Genomic DNA, 16,626 nt, shown 5'->3' on the forward strand with positions numbered 1-16,626 from the left:
CTAATTTTTAAATTAAACTGGAAGTTAAAAAGGTATTAACTTCCAGTTATTGAAAATAACAATTGCTATTAATTTACTCTTGGAAAAAGCGCTGCTCTAATTTGGCGGCTTCAGGGAATAAAATGTTATTTTCTAAATGAATGTGTAGGTGTAAGTCTTTTTCAAATTCGTCTAACATGGCAAATGTTACTTTATATGTATTGCATGCATCTGCAGGTGGTGTATAATTGTTAGTTATAAGAGCAATTTTTCTAAAGCGTTCACCTTCGTTTTCATGTTCTTCCATCATCATGGCAATTGGATTTTCAACGGTTCCAAAATGTGGCGCTTCAATAGCTTGTCCGGCCAAAGTTGCTTTTACCATTTTTTTGATGAATGGAAATAGTATTAATTCTTCTTTTTTCATGTGCGCTGAAAGTTCGCCAGCACAACCAGTAAAGAGTTCATTAATTTTAAATAATTCCGGGTGATTTCCACCATGCACTTTACATAATTTATCTAAAAACTGACGTAGTACGGGAATTTTTTCTTCCACATATCTATGGTGTGTTTTCTCAATATATTCTGCAAGTAAATCTAATGGCCATGATTTGTAATCTATGGCACTATTGCCTTTGGAATCTAAAACAGCATCAAGTTTACTTAAAAGTTCATCTGGATTTACGCCATTTTTATTACAAACTTCTTCTACAGTTCTGTGTCCTTTGCAACAAAAATCTATTCCATAGTTACTGAATACAGCAGCTGTTCTAAAATCATCGGCTACAAATTCGCCAATCGGTTTGCTCATGTTTTTATGTAATGTTTCCATATTGTTACTTATTTCGGATAAATTTATCCTATTTATAATTAAATTTTTTTTACGTTTACTTATTTGTGTTATTTAAATTTTTAAAAAGGTTGCACCTGATTTGATGTCTAATGCTAGTTCTTCCAAATTCGTTGTTTCCAACATGACTTTCAAATCATTTCGTATATCTTTAAACTTATCATGTACAGGACATGGATGGTTTTCATCGCAGGTGTGCAGGCCTAATCCGCAACCGTTATAAATTTTATCCCCATCAATTGCACGAACAATTTCTTCTAATTTAATACTCGAAATTTGCGATTTTACAATTTCAAAACCACCATGCGCTCCTTTTACGGAGTTAATGATGTTATGTCTAGCTAAATCTTGTAAAATTTTTGCTGTAAACGCTTCTGGTGAAGCAATTTCTTTAGCAATCTCTTTTAAACTCACCCGCTTTTCTTGGTAGGAGTTTAAGGCGATAAAAATGGAGGCTTTGATGCCGTATTCACAAGCTTTAGAAAACATAGTTTTGTTTTATGGGACAAATATATAACATATTTTTAATTCAGACAAATTTATCCGAATTAAAAATTATATTTTGTAAATTGACGTGTAAGTAAGTATTTATGGTAAACGTTAATCTATCAAAATTTCTAAAATTTGAATAGCCGCTTCACTAATTTTTGTTCCTGGGCCAAAAACGGCTACAGCACCAGCATCAAATAAATATTGATAATCTTGTTTTGGAATGACACCACCAACAATAACCATAATATCTTCGCGGCCATACGCCTTAAGCGCATCAATAACTTGGGGAACCAAAGTTTTATGACCAGCAGCTAGAGATGACACACCTAATATATGTACATCGTTTTCAACAGCTTGTTTTGCGGCTTCTTGGGGCGTTTGAAAAAGTGGGCCAATGTCCACATCAAAACCAACATCAGCATAACCAGTAGCAACCACTTTCGCGCCACGATCATGACCATCTTGTCCCATTTTAGCAATCATAATTCGCGGACGTCTGCCATCTTGTTCGGCAAATTTATCTGCTAATTCTTTGGCTTTTTTGAAAGATTCATCATCTTTAATTTCTTTACTATACACGCCTGAAAAGGATTTAATTTGTGCTTTATATCGACCGAAGGCAACTTCTAGCGCATCACTAATTTCTCCTAGTGTTGCACGTTCTCGAGCTGCTTCAACAGCTAAAGCTAATAAATTATCTTGATTTGATTTTGCAGCTGTTGTTAAATTAGCTAATGCTTGTTGCACCTTATTAGAATCTCTTGTTGCTTTAATAGCGTTTAAGCGTTCAATTTGTGATTTCCTAACCGTTTGGTTATCCACTTCCAGAGTGGTAATTGGTGCTTCTTCTGCTAATCGATATTTATTGACACCTACTATAATATCTTGATTGGAATCTATACGTGCCTGTTTTCTGGCAGCAGCTTCCTCAATACGGAGTTTTGGAATTCCAGCTTCAATAGCCTTGGTCATACCACCTAATTCTTCAACCTCTTCAATGAGTTCCCAAGCTTTTTCGGCTATATCCTGCGTCAACTTTTCTACATAATAACTCCCAGCCCACGGATCGACCGTTTTCGTTATTTGCGTTTCTTCTTGTAAATAGATTTGTGTATTTCTGGCAATTCGTGCTGAAAAATCAGTTGGCAAGGCAATAGCTTCATCTAAAGCGTTTGTATGTAAACTTTGTGTGCCTCCAAAAGCCGCCGCCGCCGCTTCAATAGTAGTTCGTGCTACATTATTAAACGGATCTTGTTCAGTTAAACTCCAACCCGAAGTTTGACAATGCGTTCGTAAAGCTAGCGATTTTTCATTTTTAGGATTGAATGGTTTTATCAGTTTGGCCCAAAGCATTCGCGCTGCTCGCATTTTTGCAATTTCCATAAAATGGTTCATGCCAATTGCCCAGAAAAATGATAGACGTGGAGCAAACGTATCAATATCCATACCTGCGGCTATTCCTTTTTTAACGTATTCCAGTCCGTCGGCTAGGGTGTAAGCCAATTCAATATCACAAGTGGCACCAGCTTCTTGCATGTGATAACCCGAAATACTGATGCTATTAAACTTCGGCATATTTTTACTCGTATATTCAAAAATATCCGAAATGATTTTCATGGAAGGTGTTGGTGGATAGATATAGGTGTTTCGCACCATAAATTCCTTTAGAATATCATTTTGAATTGTTCCCGCTAAAAGTTCTGGTTTCACGCCTTGCTCTTCTGCGGCTACAATATAAAAAGCCATAATAGGTAAAACGGCACCATTCATGGTCATGGAAACACTCATTTTATCCAACGGAATTTCATCGAAAAGAATTTTCATATCCTCAACAGAATCAATGGCAACACCAGCCTTACCAACATCGCCAACCACACGATCATGATCGGAATCATAACCACGATGTGTTGCTAAATCGAATGCAACTGATAAGCCTTTCTGTCCAGCAGCTAGATTTCGTCTGTAAAATGCATTACTATCTTCAGCTGTTGAAAATCCTGCATATTGTCTAATGGTCCAAGGTCTTCTAACATACATGGTGCTATAAGGTCCACGAAGATTTGGTGTAATACCAGCCGCAAAATTAAGGTGTTCTAAATTGGCGACATCTGCTTTTGAATAAACAGATTTTATAACAATATCTTCAGCAGAATTAAAGGTGTCAAAAGAATCATTTACTGTTTGAGTATCTGTTGATTTTAATTGAATATGTTGAATGTTTTTCCGACTCATAATAATAGATTGTTTAATGGATGCGATGTCACTTTGCAAATTTGCCTCTAATAGTTATAGGTTATTGTTCCGTTTGCAGACGATCTTGTTCCAAGTTTTCGGCTAATCGTCGTTCAATTATAGGGGCAATAAGTGTTTTTCTTGCCTGTGTTTTAACAAAGGGAAACAATTCCAATTCATCTGCCATTTTATCGGCTTTATTTGGATGTTTATTTGTTCCAAGTAAGGTGATTTTCCCTGCATCAAATTGAGATTGTTCTTTGTTGGCACTTTCCTTTATTTTACGTTGAATGATGCCTTCTTTTAACTGCTTTAAAAAGCCGCCATTTGATTCAATATCTTTAAAGAGTTCCAATCCTTTTTCAGCTAATTGATCTGTTAATGTTTCAATGTAATAAGAACCTTCAGAAGGGTTTTTAACTTGATCAAAATAACTTTCATGCTTTAAAATCAAAAGTTGATTACGTGCAATACGATCTCCAAATTCATTATTTTTATGATAAATAGCATCATATGGCATATTGCAAATAGTATTGGCACCACCTAAAATAGCACTCATACATTCCGTGGTTGTACGGAGCATGTTGGTGTTATAATCGTAAATGGTTTTGTTGCGTTTGGTTGGAACTGCAAAAATATGGCAGGTTGTATTGAAGCCATAGTCAGCTGCCAACGCTTGATATAAAACGCGTAAGGCACGAATTTTAGCTATTTCAAAAAAGTAATTTGAACCAACTGCTATTTGAAAAACCGTTTTAAATGTTTGTTTTTCTGATACTGAAAACTGCTCATTTAAATGATTAAAGTATTCATTGGTGTGCGCCAAAGCATAGGCTAATTGCTGCACCATATTAGCACCAGCATTCTGATATAAGGTGGTATCAATAGTAACCGTATTTGTACGTTTTACGATGCTCCTAAAAGCTTCATGATCCGCATTCAAATTAGAAAACCAATTTCCAGTTCGAGCTAGATTTCCAATAATATCTGTTTGAATGATGGCTTGATTATTAACGCCTAAATTGGTGATTTTTTCAGCAAAGGATTCCGATAAAAACTGTAACTTAAAATAAATAGTTGTTTTTTTTAAGTCAATACTTTTTAAGAGTTTATCTACAGAAACGGTATCATCTGGAATAATGAATTTAATGCTTTCAGCACCATTTTTTAAAGCAGAAACGGCAATGCCATTCGCTACTTCAATTTGTTGTACAAAAATGGTCTGACAAATATTCCAAGGCGTATTTGAAATTGCTTTGGTTGAAACATTTTCTAACGTATCTTGATGGTAAAATGGTTTCACATTAATACCTTCATTAGATTGCCAAATAAGTGTTTCGTTATAATCGGCACCTTTTAAATCAGATTGTATTTTTTGTTTCCATTCTTTGGAAGATACTTCAGGAAACATGCTAAATAAAGGTTTAGTCATTTTTATTTTCTTTTGGAATACTATCTTCATATTCAATTATAAAGATTTCTTCATTGGCTTTCTTCATATAGTATTTTTCGCGTGCTAATTTTTCAACACCTAATTCGCTACTCAATTCTTTAATGGCTTTTTTATCCTTTTCAATTTCCTTGTTATAGTACTCTTTTTCAGTTTCAAGCTCATCAATTTCCGTATTTAATTCCCTGTGAATTAAATAGGAATTGGCATCAAAGAAAATCATCCATACAGCAAATACTACAACTATTAGGATGAAAATATTTTTAAAAGGTTTTAAATATTTGCGATTTAGTTTTGCCATTATACTAAACGTTGATTGATAATAGTTTTAACAATATCCACAGCAACGGTGTTGTATTTATTGTTTGGTATAATAATATCAGCATACTCTTTCATAGGCTCAATAAACTGTTGATGCATGGGTTTAAGCGTATTTTGATAACGGCTTAAAACTTCATCTAAATCCCGACCACGTTCTGAAATATCGCGTTTTAATCGGCGAATTAAGCGCTCATCACTATCTGCATGAACAAATATTTTAATATCAAACATATCTCGTAATTCCGGATTTGTTAGTATTAAAATACCTTCAACAATCATCACTTTTCTTGGGTGTGTAAGTATTATATCACCAGTGCGATTGTGTTTTATAAACGAATAAACAGGTTGCTGAATATCATTTCCTTTCTTTAATTCTTTTAAATGCGATTCTAATAATTCAAAATCGATGGAGCGTGGATGGTCAAAATTGATTTTTATACGTTCGTCATACGATAAATGTGTCGTATCTTTATAATAAGAATCTTGCGAAATTACACCAACTTCACCTTCTGGAAGTTGATCCAGAATCTGATTTACAACGGTTGTTTTACCACAGCCAGTACCACCAGCAATACCAATAATAAGCATGAATTATTTTTTTAGTTATGGGTACAAATTTAGTTATTTAGTATGGAATTTATTGGTTCATTTATTTAAACTTCGTTACTGATGTTTGATTTACTCTTTTTTAGGTAGAATTTTCACAATTCCAAGATTTTCAATACCAACATAAATGTAACCATCTGGACCTTGTACAACTGACCTCACACGACCTAAGCCATCTAACAGGCGTTCTTCTTTTATAACCTTTTCGCCTTTGAGATAACACAAATCTAGGTATTGAAATTTTAAAGAACCAACTAAAAGATTCCCTTTCCAATCTGGATATACGGTACTGGTAATAAATGCCATGCCACTTGGTGCAATGGAAGGATCCCAATAGTGGATAGGTGCCGTCATACCAGGTAAGGTTGTTTTATTTGTAATTTCAGTTCCGGAATAGTTTACACCATACGTAACTTTTGGCCAACCATAATTGTTGCCAGCTTGTACAATATTAATTTCATCACCACCTTTTGGACCATGTTCATGAATCCAAATAGCTTTTGTTTCTGGATGAATTGTCATGCCTTGCGGATTACGATGTCCATAAGAATATATGGCTTTTTTGGCATTAGGCGAAGTTAAAAAAGGGTTGTCTTTAGGAATAGAGCCATCATCATGTAAGCGATAGATTTTTCCGCCATCTTTAGTCAAGTCCTGTGGATTGACATCCCGATCACCACGATCGCCAATGGAGAAAAATAAAAAGTTATCGGTATCAATTACAATTCGTGAACCGAAGTGCTGACCTGCTTTTGTGTTAGGAGACGCCTTGTATAGTACCTGAAAATTAATTAATGAATTGTTGTTCAGTTTTGCGCGTGCAATAGCGGTATTTCCACCTTTGTCATCACCTTCCGCGGAAGCATAAGAGAAATATATCCATCCATTAGATTTATAATCTGGGTGAAGCGTAATATCCATTAAACCACCTTGTCCATAAACATGTATTTCAGGAAGCCCCGTGATTCGTGTTTTCTTGCCATTTTTGAAATGAATAAGCGCTCCCGATTTTTCTGTAATCAGCATGGAGTTATCAGGTAAGAATACAAAGCCCCAAGGATTTTTTAAATCTGGAACAACCACTTGATGCGAATGATTGGTATTTGTTGGGTTTTTATCTTGAGCACACGCAAAAATGCTCATTGAAAGAATTAAAGTTAATATGTAAAAACGTGATTTCATGATATCTATATTTTAACTATAAATTTAAAAAATATTTGTTGCATGGTTCTAAAGAAAAGCTATATATTTGCACCTCGGTTTTGAAATGTTTATTTTAAAGCTGAAAAGATAACCAATTCGGGGTGTAGCGTAGCCCGGTTATCGCGCCGCGTTTGGGACGCGGAGGTCGCAGGTTCGAATCCTGCCACCCCGACCAATAAAGCCTAAAATCTGAATGGATTTTAGGCTTTTTTTATGCAATTACATCGTCGTCGTTAGACGAACGAAAGTAATGGCATAAAAAAAGTCGTTAACTGCGCTAGCAGTTTAGGCTTAATTGAGCAACGAATCCACTTCAGGATCAGCGCCGCTAATCAATAATATATTTTTTCATTTTCATTTTTAAACGAACGAAAGAAATGGCATAAAAAAAGTCGTTAACTGCGCTAGCAGTTTAGGCTTAATTGAGCAACGAATCCACTTCAGGATCAGCGCCGCTAATCAATAATATATTTTTTCATTTTCATTTTTAGACGAACGAAAGAAATGGCTTTTTCAGCAATGACAGTAATTTGGGATATATATCTTGTTTTATATATAAATTGGAGGTAATCATTAAAAAATAGTAAATAAAACTAATTCAGATCTAAAATTAAATTACCATTAGTTTAAAAGGTAATCTCTATTTCATACCACTTTCATAACAAACTAAACGTTAATATTTTGATAAGACGTTGAGCTGCTATGGTATTCCGACTAATAATTGTTAGTTTTGCACGAATTTAAATTTAAATTAAACATATTTTTTATGAGTCATGTAAAAGAAAATGATACTGTACAAGTTCATTACACAGGAAAATTAAGTAGTGGTCAAGTTTTTGATAGTTCTGCAGATAGAGAGCCATTAGAATTCACACTTGGTCAAGGTATGCTAATTCCAGGTTTTGAAAAGGCAGTTTTAGAAATGAAAGTTAGCGATAAAAAAACAGTCGTAATAGAAAAAACTGAAGCTTACGGAGACGTTCAAAAAGAATTGTTTCATGAAGTAAAGAAAGATCAGTTACCGCAAGATATCAAGCCTGAAGTAGGAATGGGTCTTGCCTCTAAAAATCCTGATGGAACTGAACACCAATTTCGTGTAGCCGCAGTAAACGACGATCATATTGTAGTTGATGGCAATCATCCATTAGCTGGTCAAGATTTAACTTTTGAATTAGAGTTAGTATCTATTAAGTAAACATAATTTTTAATATTTGTATACTAAAAAAGCTTGAGGTTCACTCAAGCTTTTTGCGTTTTAAGAATTAACTTATTCCCTATTAAATCAGTTATTATAATATTCTATATTATAACATAATAAATCTATTGCGCAAGTAGTCATATATGCTGAAAATTCATTAAATTAGAATCGTTAGTCTTTAATGAATTAAGATTTAAAAACTGAAATTTAATTTAATAAAATAAACATATAAATATCATGGGAAAAGAAAGTAATACAATATTAGGAATATTAGCAGGAACAGCCATTGGCGTAACATTAGGTATTTTATTTGCTCCAGATAAGGGATCAAATACAAGACAACGAATTGCAGATGAAGCTGGACATGCACGTGATAAAATGAGTGAAACAGCTCATGACTTACGAGATAAAGTATCCAATACCGTTACACATAAGAAAGCGGATTTTGATCAGCAATTGGAATCTATAGTAAGTGACGTAAGTCATAAAACGGAAGATGTTATTACCAGTTTAGAACAAAAATTAAGTGACTTAAAAGCTAAAAATAAGAAGTTCCAAAAATCATAATGTAGATGAATATTTTCGAATCTTTAAATGAAACTACCAGCAAAATGACCGATGCTGGAGAAACATATGTTGAAAAATCTCAAGAGTATTTCAAGCTCAAGATTTTTCAACAAATAACAGTTTCCATAAGTATGGTTGCTAAAGCCTTGGTTATAGGTGGGCTACTCGGTATAGGTTTGTTGTTTCTTGCTTTTGCATTAGCTTTAGCTATTGGTGAATGGCTGGGAGATTTAGCACTGGGATATTTAATAGTTGCCGGTGTGTTTTTACTTGTAACAGGAATTATATATTTAAAACGAGCAGCCATTAATAAAGTTATTATTAAGAGTCTTTCTTCCAAATTTTTTGATTCATAAACTATGAAAAACTACCAATCTTTTACAGATATTGAATCTGACCTGAAACGATTAGATTTAGAACGTAAAATAGCTTTTGAGGAAATGAAACTTCTTAAAACAGAATTTAAAGAAGATTTAAAACCATCAAATTGGATTAATACGCTGCTTAATGTGGCTGGAAAATATGGTTTGTATATGGTAATGAAGCGTTTCTTAAAATAATATTAGAATACTACAAATTAAAAAAATCCATATTATGAATATGGATTTTTTTTATGCCATAAATTATAATTCTAAACTATTTACGATAAGGATTTTACGTATTGTGTCATTAATAGTGCTAGTATATAATTAAGTTTGAGTATTAATAATTAAAACATAAAATTATGAAAACTTTAAAAACAATTATGGCAGCATGCCTCCTTTTTATAACCGTTGGCACGACTGCACAAAATGACAAGGACAAAAAAATAATGAAAGATGCAGAGCACGCTAAAACCATGATTATGGAGAAAGATGCTGGTTTTGAAAAATTCTTTAAAAATGCATCAGGTTATGTTATTTTTCCAAATGTTGGCAAAGGTGGTTTAATAGTAGGTGGAGCTAGTGGAAATGGCGTTGTTTATGAAAATGGCAAAGCTGTTGGTATGGCAGATTTAAAAGAACTAAGTGTCGGATTAAAAGCTGGAGGTCAAGCTATTGTTGAGGTTGTTTTCTTTGAAACCGATGAAGCATTAGCTGAATTTAAAGAAGGAAATTTTGAATTTGGAGCCGAAGCTTCAGCTGTTGCCGTTGATAAAGGCGTTTCTCAAAACACAAATTATAGCGATGGTGTTATAGTATTAACCATGCCTAAAGCAGGATTAATGGCTGACATTTCAGTTGTTGGTCAAAAATTTAGTTATCACAAATTTAAAATGTAATTGAGTAAGACCAAGTTATTAAAAAAGGTTGGCTTTTAAGTCAACCTTTTTTCAATCAATTAAAAGAGCTAAATTTAGGTGTTATGCTTTTACTAACTTTTTTATTCCAAAAAAATGAACCAAAAAAATAGTGAAAAATTTAAATTAAAACATTTGCCATCGCTTATAGTGGATACTTATAAAGCGTGGGATGCTAATGAACCGTTTAGATTAAGTGCGGTTGTAGCATATTATGCCGTTTTATCTTTGCCAGGACTTTTAGTAATTATTATAAATTTAGTAGGCTATTTTTGGGGGGTTGAAATTGTCCAAGGTCAATTAACTAATGAAATTTCAAGAGCTTTAGGTAGTGATGCTGCTGAATCCATACAAGCCATGATGGTAGAAACACAAAACAATGAAAAAAGTACTTTGGCAACCATTTTGGGGATTGGTACTTTAATTTTTGGTGCAACAGGTGTTTTTTATCATTTACAGATATCTATTAATCAAATTTGGAAAATAGGTTCAGAAAACAGCCTGGGGATTTGGAAAATGATTTTAGATCGTGCACGTAGTTTTGCCTTTATTTTAGCTATTGGCTTTTTAATGCTTATTAGTTTTTTAGTTACGGCAATCATATCAGCATTAAATGATTATATCCAAGGGTTATTCCCAGACCTTGTAGTTTATATTGCTTTTATATTTGATTTTCTAGTGTCAATTGGTGTGATAACCTTACTCTTTGCACTCATATTTAAATTTTTACCGGATGCAAAAATAAAATGGAAAACCGTATGGATTGGTGCTTTAATTACTTCGGTTTTATTTGTTTTAGGAAAGTTCCTTTTAGGCTTATATTTCGGTCAGGCAAATCCTGGATCAACGTATGGAGCAGCAGGAACCATTGTGCTTATTTTACTATGGGTATCCTACTCATGTTTAATTCTATTTTTTGGAGCGCAGTTTACATGGGTATATGCCGAAAGGTATGGATTTGGAATTAAGGCAAGTTCAAAAGTTGAATAAAAACAGTATTAAAGAAGCAAAAAAATATCCCTAAATTAATATTTAGGGATATTTTCATGAATGGTTAATACTTAATTAGTGACTACCACTCTTTAATTTCTTTTTCAATATCTTCTTTGGTTTTACCCGTTTTTTCTTGAAGTTTTCCAACCATTTCGTCGAATTTTCCTTCGGCGTAAGTTACATCGTCATCCGTAAGTTTACCATACTTTTGTTTAAACTCACCTTTTACTTGTTTCCATTTTCCTTCTAATTGATCCTTATTCATGATTTAAAATTTAAGTTAATATTCATTTTAATTGTTTGATAAAGATACGTTTGACAGAGAGCAATTATGAACTCAATTAATAAAAAAATGGCAGCAATAAATTTTCATTTTTACATTTATTGGCATTCATTTTTTATTGGATAGTGTTAATGATTTAAAAAGCAATCTTGCATATTTGATGGAAGTAATTAAAGTTAGATAATTACATACAAACCTAACCATGGATATCCCAAGCATAAATAATGAAGCACAATATGAGGCCTTACGTGATACAGGTTATAGTAAATAAAAATTAGCAAGAATAGCCAATTCGGCTTATTCAGGAAAAAAGGAGGGCAAGCAAAACCTAATGAATATTGGACAAAACAAGAGTTTTATAGTCAAGTACAAAATGTTGATACTGTTAGACGCACAAAATGAATAAATCCGAATTAATAAAAGCCTTACAAAACAATTAAAACCTATATTTATTAAAGTTAATTATTAACTAAGCAAATTATAAGTATGAATATTATTCCACCAAAAGTTATCCGTCAGTTATTCTTATTGATGCTGATATTACTTGTCTCTATTTTGATTTTTCGAGAAATCACACCCTATCTTTCAGGTGTATTAGGGGCCATTACCATTTATGTTTTATTAAGAAAAACAATGACAAAACTGGTTAAACGAGGTTGGAGTCCTAATCTAGCAGCCATAACGCTTATGCTGATGTCATTTTTCACCATATTATTACCCATTGCAGGAGCGGCAGTCATGTTAGGTAATAAAATTAGCAGAGCTGTTGAAAACTCCGAACGCGTAACTAAAATTGTTAAAACCCAATTGACAGAAATTGAAACTCGTTTTGGGTATGATTTAACGTCTCAAATAGATGCATCGGCCATTTCAGGTTGGTTATCTGATAATCTTCAAAGTTTTGCTGGAAGCACCTTTAATACGGTTATTGCTATTTCCATAATGTACTTTATGCTTTTCTACATGTTTACAAATAGGAAGCAACTACGTGAATCCTTAATGGATTACATTCCAATAAACCGGGATAATTTAAAGATAGTTGGTAATGAAATGCATGCTATGGTAAGAGCGAATGCACTGGGAATTCCTTTAGTGGCTATAGCTCAAGGTATTGTGGCTTTAATAGGGTTTTTAATTTTCGGTATAGAATCGCCTTTTTTCTGGGCCGTAATTGTAACTATAGGTTCTATGGTGCCTTTTGTAGGTAATATGTTAGGGACACTCCCTGTTTTTATCATTACTATGGCAAGTGGTAACACATTTGAGGCTTGGGGAATCCTTATTTATGGTATTGTGGTTGTTGGATCTACCGATAATTTAATTCGTTTATTCGTGCTTCGGAAATTAGATGATGTTCATCCATTAATCACTTTAATTGGTGTTATAATAGGGATTCCATTATTCGGTTTTATAGGTTTAATTTTTGGCCCCTTATTAATTAGTTTGGCTTTAGTAATCATTCGTATTTATAAAAAGGAATATGCGAATCAAAAAGAAAACGCACTTTAAAATCTGTATAATATTTTTAAGCTTCCAAAAGAATGATTTTTAGTTCTATCAAATTCGCCTGTATTAAATTGCATGGAAAATGTGGCCGCAAAACGTTTAAAGGAATATTGGACACCTGCATGTGAGGTAAAAATATAATGATTTATCTGTGTTTCCGGTTTGGCTAAATTGGTGTTGAAAATATTTCCTTGTATTGTGGCATTGTAAAATGATATTTTATAACCTACACCATAGTCAAAAAACCATTCCGCATGTTCATTATTAGAAAATAGACCATTTTTACTGCCAACGGATGCATTTATGTTATTGAGTTTTCCTAATCTAAAATTTAATTTTGGCCAAACATAGGTGTGAATATTTCCTAATGACGCATCAACGGATGCAAACGTGTCCAAAAAGCCAGTACTATATATTTCATGGGCATAGCTACCGGTAAAATTTAAACCAAATTGATTTGGTATTTGATCACTCCAGTCAATGGGTTCATCTCTCGATATATGTTCATGAAAATAATTTTGGATAACGCCAGCCTGTGATGCTTTTCCTAAAACTCCCATTTCTAAACCAAAACGAAAATACGATTTATTAAAAATATAATTTGTTTGAAATTCAGCATAGCTCCAACCAGCGTAAGGTCTTTCAATAATTTCGTCATCTTTCGTGTCATCATCAAGATAATTGGGTGTGTAAGCTTCAATATTAATGCCAGCCATATAGGAATGACCTTGTTTTTCCTTAAACAATGATCCTAAATAATTAGTATTATTGGTTTTCCATCTATATCTACCACTGATGCCGTAGGTGTAGTTTCTATCAGAAGTATTGTAAATAACAAAAAAGTCGTTATCTGTTACTATTTCTATTTCGTTATTATACGTTTTAGTCTCTTGGGCAAATACTGAAACATGCAACAATAATACTAACGTAAGAAGGCTAAATTTAATCATTTTTGAGTTTTAAAAATGCAAAGATACCTGAAATTAACTCTGTTTTCTTCTCAATTAAAATTTTTATTAACGCAATAAAATTTCTGTTTTTTTATTTTTATTGCATTAATTTTTTGGGGGATAACGGCAAATACTTCGACTATAAATGAATATTTTGCAACGGTAATAAGAACCTTAAAAATTTAAGCTATATGAAATCATCAAATCAAATACAATTAGAAAATATAGCAGAAACAGATTTTGAAATATTTGCTTTATTAAAGCAACGTTATAGTCCGCGGGTTTTTAAAAATGAATTAATTAACAACCGACATTTAGGTCAGCTGTTTGAAGCCGTCCGTTGGTCTGCAAGTTCCAATAATTTACAACCATGGCGATTTATTTATGCGGTACAAGGAACGAAAGCTTATCAGAAAATTATTGACTGTTTAAGCGATTTTAATAAAACCTGGGCAAGTAACGCGCCACTTTTAATGCTAGCAGCATACAAGGAAACTAATAATGATGGAAATGAAAACTTTCATGCACTACACGATTTGGGATTAAGTTTAGGAAATATGACCTTGCAAGCACAATATTTAGGTATTGGTATGCACCATATGGCTGGTATTAATTGGCAAGAAGCACACAAACAATTTAAGGTTCCTAGCGGATATCATGTTGCTACGGCAATAGCTTTAGGCTATTATGGTGGTGAGTTAGATGCGTTACCAGAGGATTTACAAAAACAAGAATTAGATAAACGCAGGAGAAAGCCTCAAGAAAGCTTTGCTTTTAATGGCATGTGGGAAGAGAAATAAATAGTAATAGTAAAAAAAAATTAAAATATCATGAAAATAGGAATTATAGGAAGCGGTAATATAGGTGGGAATTTAGGGAAATATTGGGCTAAAGCTGGGCATGAAGTTTTGTTTAGTTCCAGGCATCCGGAAAATCTTCAACCTTTAGTTCAAGAAAGTGAAGGACATGTTAAAGCTGTTAGCGTTGCCAGTGCTTTTGAGGCTAATGCTGACGTATATTTATTGGCAACACCTTTTGAAGCTATTGATGAACTAGCAGAAGTTTATGCCGGTGAGTATGGAGATAAAGTTATTATAGATGCTACTAACCCCTATCCAGAACGCGATGGAAATATAGCACAAGACGTACGAAATGCAAATTATAATGCTACAGAATATACAGCCATGAAGTTCAATACAGCAAAAACTATTAAGGCGTTTAATACTATTAAGGCAGAAGATTTACAAAACTATGCTTTTAATGATGTTGATAAAATTGCTATTCCTTTTGCAGCTCAAGATGAAGAAAGCAAATTAGTAGCAAGACAACTTATTCAGGATATAGGTTTTGAACCCTTGTATGTTGGGAGCTTAAGCGATACTAGTATTATGGATCCAGATCAAGCTATTTATGGTAAATCCTTATCACGAGAAGACTTACAATATTTAGTAAACGCATCGCGATCAGCTTAATGTAAATTGAAATATTTTATGATAAGAGGCGATTTATTGTCTCTTTTTTATTGTGAAAATTTAATTTATAAGAAACTCGTTTAAATATAGTACTTTAGGAAGATTAAAGTATTAATTGAATATTGACTGTCAGTATATTAGTAAATATTTGTCATTTGCGAGAATTTATTTCAGTAAATACGTCTACCTTTATAAGGAAAAAATTTAAAGAATAGGTTTCAATTTATCATGACACTTTTTGTAAAATACGATTTAGACTTGGTTTGTAAAACCGTAATAAAAGTACAATTAGATGCGCTTCATATTTCGCATACTATTACCAGTATTGGTGAAATTAAAATTCATAAAGATTTAGACACGGAAAAGCGATCAGCTTTAGAAGTCGCTTTAAAAAAATACGGTATTCAAATTTTATCAAATCAAAAGGAAACATTGGTGGAACGCATTAAGCATACTATTGATGAGATGCTTAAAAACAATGATTTGCGAACGTTAAAAGTGTCTAGCTATTTATCAGACACCTTAAATTATTCGTATGCGCATTTGTCAACAGTTTTCTCTGAAAGCACCTACACATCCATAGAAAATTATATGATTCTAAAAAAGGTGGATTTAGTTAAAGAGCGTATTTGTAATACCAATTTAACCTTAACAGAAATAGCCTATCAGTTAGACTATAGTAGTGTGGCCCATTTATCAGGTCAGTTTAAAAAAACAACGGGTTTAACACCAAGTGGTTTTCAGCGGATTATGAAAAATAGAAATCTATAAGTATCACTTAATAAAATGAATGGAATGAATGACATGCTATTAAATATTGTATTAGCAGATGATGACGAGGATGACAGAATGTTGTTTAGTGAAGCCATTGAAGAAATTGATATGCGCACCAAATTATCTTTATTTAATCATGGGCAAGAGCTCATGGATTATTTAATTTTGCCAAATGTTGTTTTGCCAAATTTGATTTTTCTAGATTTAAATATGCCAATAAAAAATGGCAAGCAATGTTTAATTGAAATTAGGAATAATCCCAAATTAAAAGATTTATGTGTGGCTATTTATTCTACATCTTCATCAGAGAAAGATATTGAAGATACTTTTTTAAATGGAGCAAATATTTATGTAAATAAGCCCAATAACTTTAGTAAATTGCGAGAAGTGGTCGAAAAAGTCTTACAACTCAATTGGCAATATCATACCTCCAATTTGAATAAAGATACTTTTCTCTTCCGTATCTAACAA

Annotated in this window: 20 protein-coding genes and 1 tRNA gene; 12 read left to right on the forward strand and 9 right to left on the reverse strand. The window is 33.0% G+C overall.

Features of this window, described 5'->3' with window-relative positions:
• Positions 1–73: 73 nt before the first annotated feature.
• The 7 genes from ric to ES675_RS14340 form a co-directional block, all read right to left on the reverse strand.
• Positions 74–811, reverse strand: coding sequence for an iron-sulfur cluster repair di-iron protein (gene ric, locus ES675_RS14310; RefSeq protein ID WP_066255687.1), 738 nt, complete (start codon positions 809–811; stop codon positions 74–76).
• Between the two features lie 72 nt (positions 812–883).
• Positions 884–1,318: an RrF2 family transcriptional regulator gene (locus ES675_RS14315; protein ID WP_066255684.1), complete on the reverse strand. Its 435-nt coding sequence runs from the start codon at positions 1,316–1,318 to the stop codon at positions 884–886.
• 111 nt (positions 1,319–1,429) lie between these two features.
• A complete protein-coding gene (scpA, locus tag ES675_RS14320; RefSeq protein ID WP_066255678.1) occupies positions 1,430–3,553 on the reverse strand; it encodes a methylmalonyl-CoA mutase in 2,124 nt (707 codons plus the stop codon).
• Between the two features lie 61 nt (positions 3,554–3,614).
• Positions 3,615–4,985 carry a methylmalonyl-CoA mutase subunit beta gene (locus ES675_RS14325; protein WP_066255676.1) on the reverse strand — a complete coding sequence of 457 codons (1,371 nt, stop codon included), beginning with the start codon at positions 4,983–4,985 and terminating at the stop codon, positions 3,615–3,617.
• Positions 4,978–5,304 carry an FtsB family cell division protein gene (locus ES675_RS14330; RefSeq protein WP_066255673.1) on the reverse strand — a complete coding sequence of 109 codons (327 nt, stop codon included), beginning with the start codon at positions 5,302–5,304 and terminating at the stop codon, positions 4,978–4,980. The genes ES675_RS14325 and ES675_RS14330 overlap by 8 nt, the downstream gene beginning before the upstream one ends.
• Positions 5,304–5,912 (reverse strand): uridine kinase, encoded by a 609-nt coding sequence (gene udk, locus ES675_RS14335; protein ID WP_066255669.1) that lies wholly within the window; start codon positions 5,910–5,912, stop codon positions 5,304–5,306. Before udk ends, ES675_RS14330 begins: the two co-directional genes overlap by 1 nt.
• A gap of 90 nt (positions 5,913–6,002) precedes the next feature.
• Complete coding sequence (locus tag ES675_RS14340) at positions 6,003–7,112, reverse strand: PQQ-dependent sugar dehydrogenase (RefSeq protein ID WP_066255665.1); 1,110 nt, start codon at positions 7,110–7,112, stop codon at positions 6,003–6,005.
• 118 nt (positions 7,113–7,230) lie between these two features.
• On the opposite strand from ES675_RS14340, the gene ES675_RS14345 reads away from it, so the two are divergent.
• From ES675_RS14345 to ES675_RS14375, 7 genes are all read left to right on the forward strand, one after another.
• Positions 7,231–7,308 (forward strand) — tRNA-Pro (locus ES675_RS14345).
• Positions 7,309–7,899: 591 nt separating this feature from the next.
• Positions 7,900–8,328: an FKBP-type peptidyl-prolyl cis-trans isomerase gene (locus ES675_RS14350; RefSeq protein WP_066255660.1), complete on the forward strand. Its 429-nt coding sequence runs from the start codon at positions 7,900–7,902 to the stop codon at positions 8,326–8,328.
• A 240-nt stretch (positions 8,329–8,568) separates the two neighbouring features.
• Positions 8,569–8,898, forward strand: coding sequence for a YtxH domain-containing protein (locus ES675_RS14355; RefSeq protein WP_066255656.1), 330 nt, complete (start codon positions 8,569–8,571; stop codon positions 8,896–8,898).
• A 5-nt stretch (positions 8,899–8,903) separates the two neighbouring features.
• Entirely contained in the window at positions 8,904–9,254 is a 351-nt protein-coding gene (locus ES675_RS14360) for a phage holin family protein (protein WP_066255653.1), read from the forward strand.
• A 3-nt stretch (positions 9,255–9,257) separates the two neighbouring features.
• The gene (locus ES675_RS14365; RefSeq protein ID WP_066255648.1) at positions 9,258–9,458 is read left to right on the forward strand and encodes a DUF6327 family protein; all 201 of its coding nucleotides are present in this window, start codon (positions 9,258–9,260) and stop codon (positions 9,456–9,458) included.
• A 164-nt stretch (positions 9,459–9,622) separates the two neighbouring features.
• A complete protein-coding gene (locus tag ES675_RS14370; protein WP_066255644.1) occupies positions 9,623–10,159 on the forward strand; it encodes a lipid-binding SYLF domain-containing protein in 537 nt (178 codons plus the stop codon).
• A 114-nt stretch (positions 10,160–10,273) separates the two neighbouring features.
• A complete protein-coding gene (locus ES675_RS14375; protein ID WP_066255638.1) occupies positions 10,274–11,167 on the forward strand; it encodes a YihY/virulence factor BrkB family protein in 894 nt (297 codons plus the stop codon).
• 82 nt (positions 11,168–11,249) lie between these two features.
• On the opposite strand, the gene ES675_RS14380 is transcribed toward ES675_RS14375, so the two are convergent.
• A complete protein-coding gene (locus tag ES675_RS14380) occupies positions 11,250–11,435 on the reverse strand; it encodes a CsbD family protein (RefSeq protein ID WP_066255634.1) in 186 nt (61 codons plus the stop codon).
• Positions 11,436–11,939: 504 nt separating this feature from the next.
• Between ES675_RS14380 and ES675_RS14390 the strand changes: the two genes are divergently transcribed.
• Complete coding sequence (locus tag ES675_RS14390; protein WP_066255631.1) at positions 11,940–12,962, forward strand: AI-2E family transporter; 1,023 nt, start codon at positions 11,940–11,942, stop codon at positions 12,960–12,962.
• Here the strand turns inward: ES675_RS14390 and ES675_RS14395 are convergent.
• Positions 12,959–13,909 (reverse strand): lipid A deacylase LpxR family protein, encoded by a 951-nt coding sequence (locus ES675_RS14395; RefSeq protein WP_066255628.1) that lies wholly within the window; start codon positions 13,907–13,909, stop codon positions 12,959–12,961. The genes ES675_RS14390 and ES675_RS14395 overlap by 4 nt on opposite strands.
• A gap of 191 nt (positions 13,910–14,100) precedes the next feature.
• Between ES675_RS14395 and ES675_RS14400 the strand changes: the two genes are divergently transcribed.
• The 4 genes from ES675_RS14400 (at position 14,101) to ES675_RS14415 (ending at position 16,623) form a co-directional block, all read left to right on the forward strand.
• The gene (locus ES675_RS14400) at positions 14,101–14,709 is read left to right on the forward strand and encodes a nitroreductase family protein (RefSeq protein ID WP_066255625.1); all 609 of its coding nucleotides are present in this window, start codon (positions 14,101–14,103) and stop codon (positions 14,707–14,709) included.
• A gap of 30 nt (positions 14,710–14,739) precedes the next feature.
• A complete protein-coding gene (locus ES675_RS14405; protein ID WP_066255618.1) occupies positions 14,740–15,381 on the forward strand; it encodes an NADPH-dependent F420 reductase in 642 nt (213 codons plus the stop codon).
• Positions 15,382–15,609: 228 nt separating this feature from the next.
• Positions 15,610–16,152: a helix-turn-helix domain-containing protein gene (locus ES675_RS14410; protein ID WP_066255615.1), complete on the forward strand. Its 543-nt coding sequence runs from the start codon at positions 15,610–15,612 to the stop codon at positions 16,150–16,152.
• 24 nt (positions 16,153–16,176) lie between these two features.
• Positions 16,177–16,623 (forward strand): response regulator, encoded by a 447-nt coding sequence (locus ES675_RS14415; protein WP_066255693.1) that lies wholly within the window; start codon positions 16,177–16,179, stop codon positions 16,621–16,623.
• The last annotated feature ends 3 nt before the right edge of the window (positions 16,624–16,626 follow it).

The sequence above is a fragment of the Algorimicrobium algoritergicola genome, assembly GCF_008086165.1.
Taxonomy (GTDB): Bacteria; Bacteroidota; Bacteroidia; order Flavobacteriales; family Flavobacteriaceae; genus Algorimicrobium; species Algorimicrobium algoritergicola.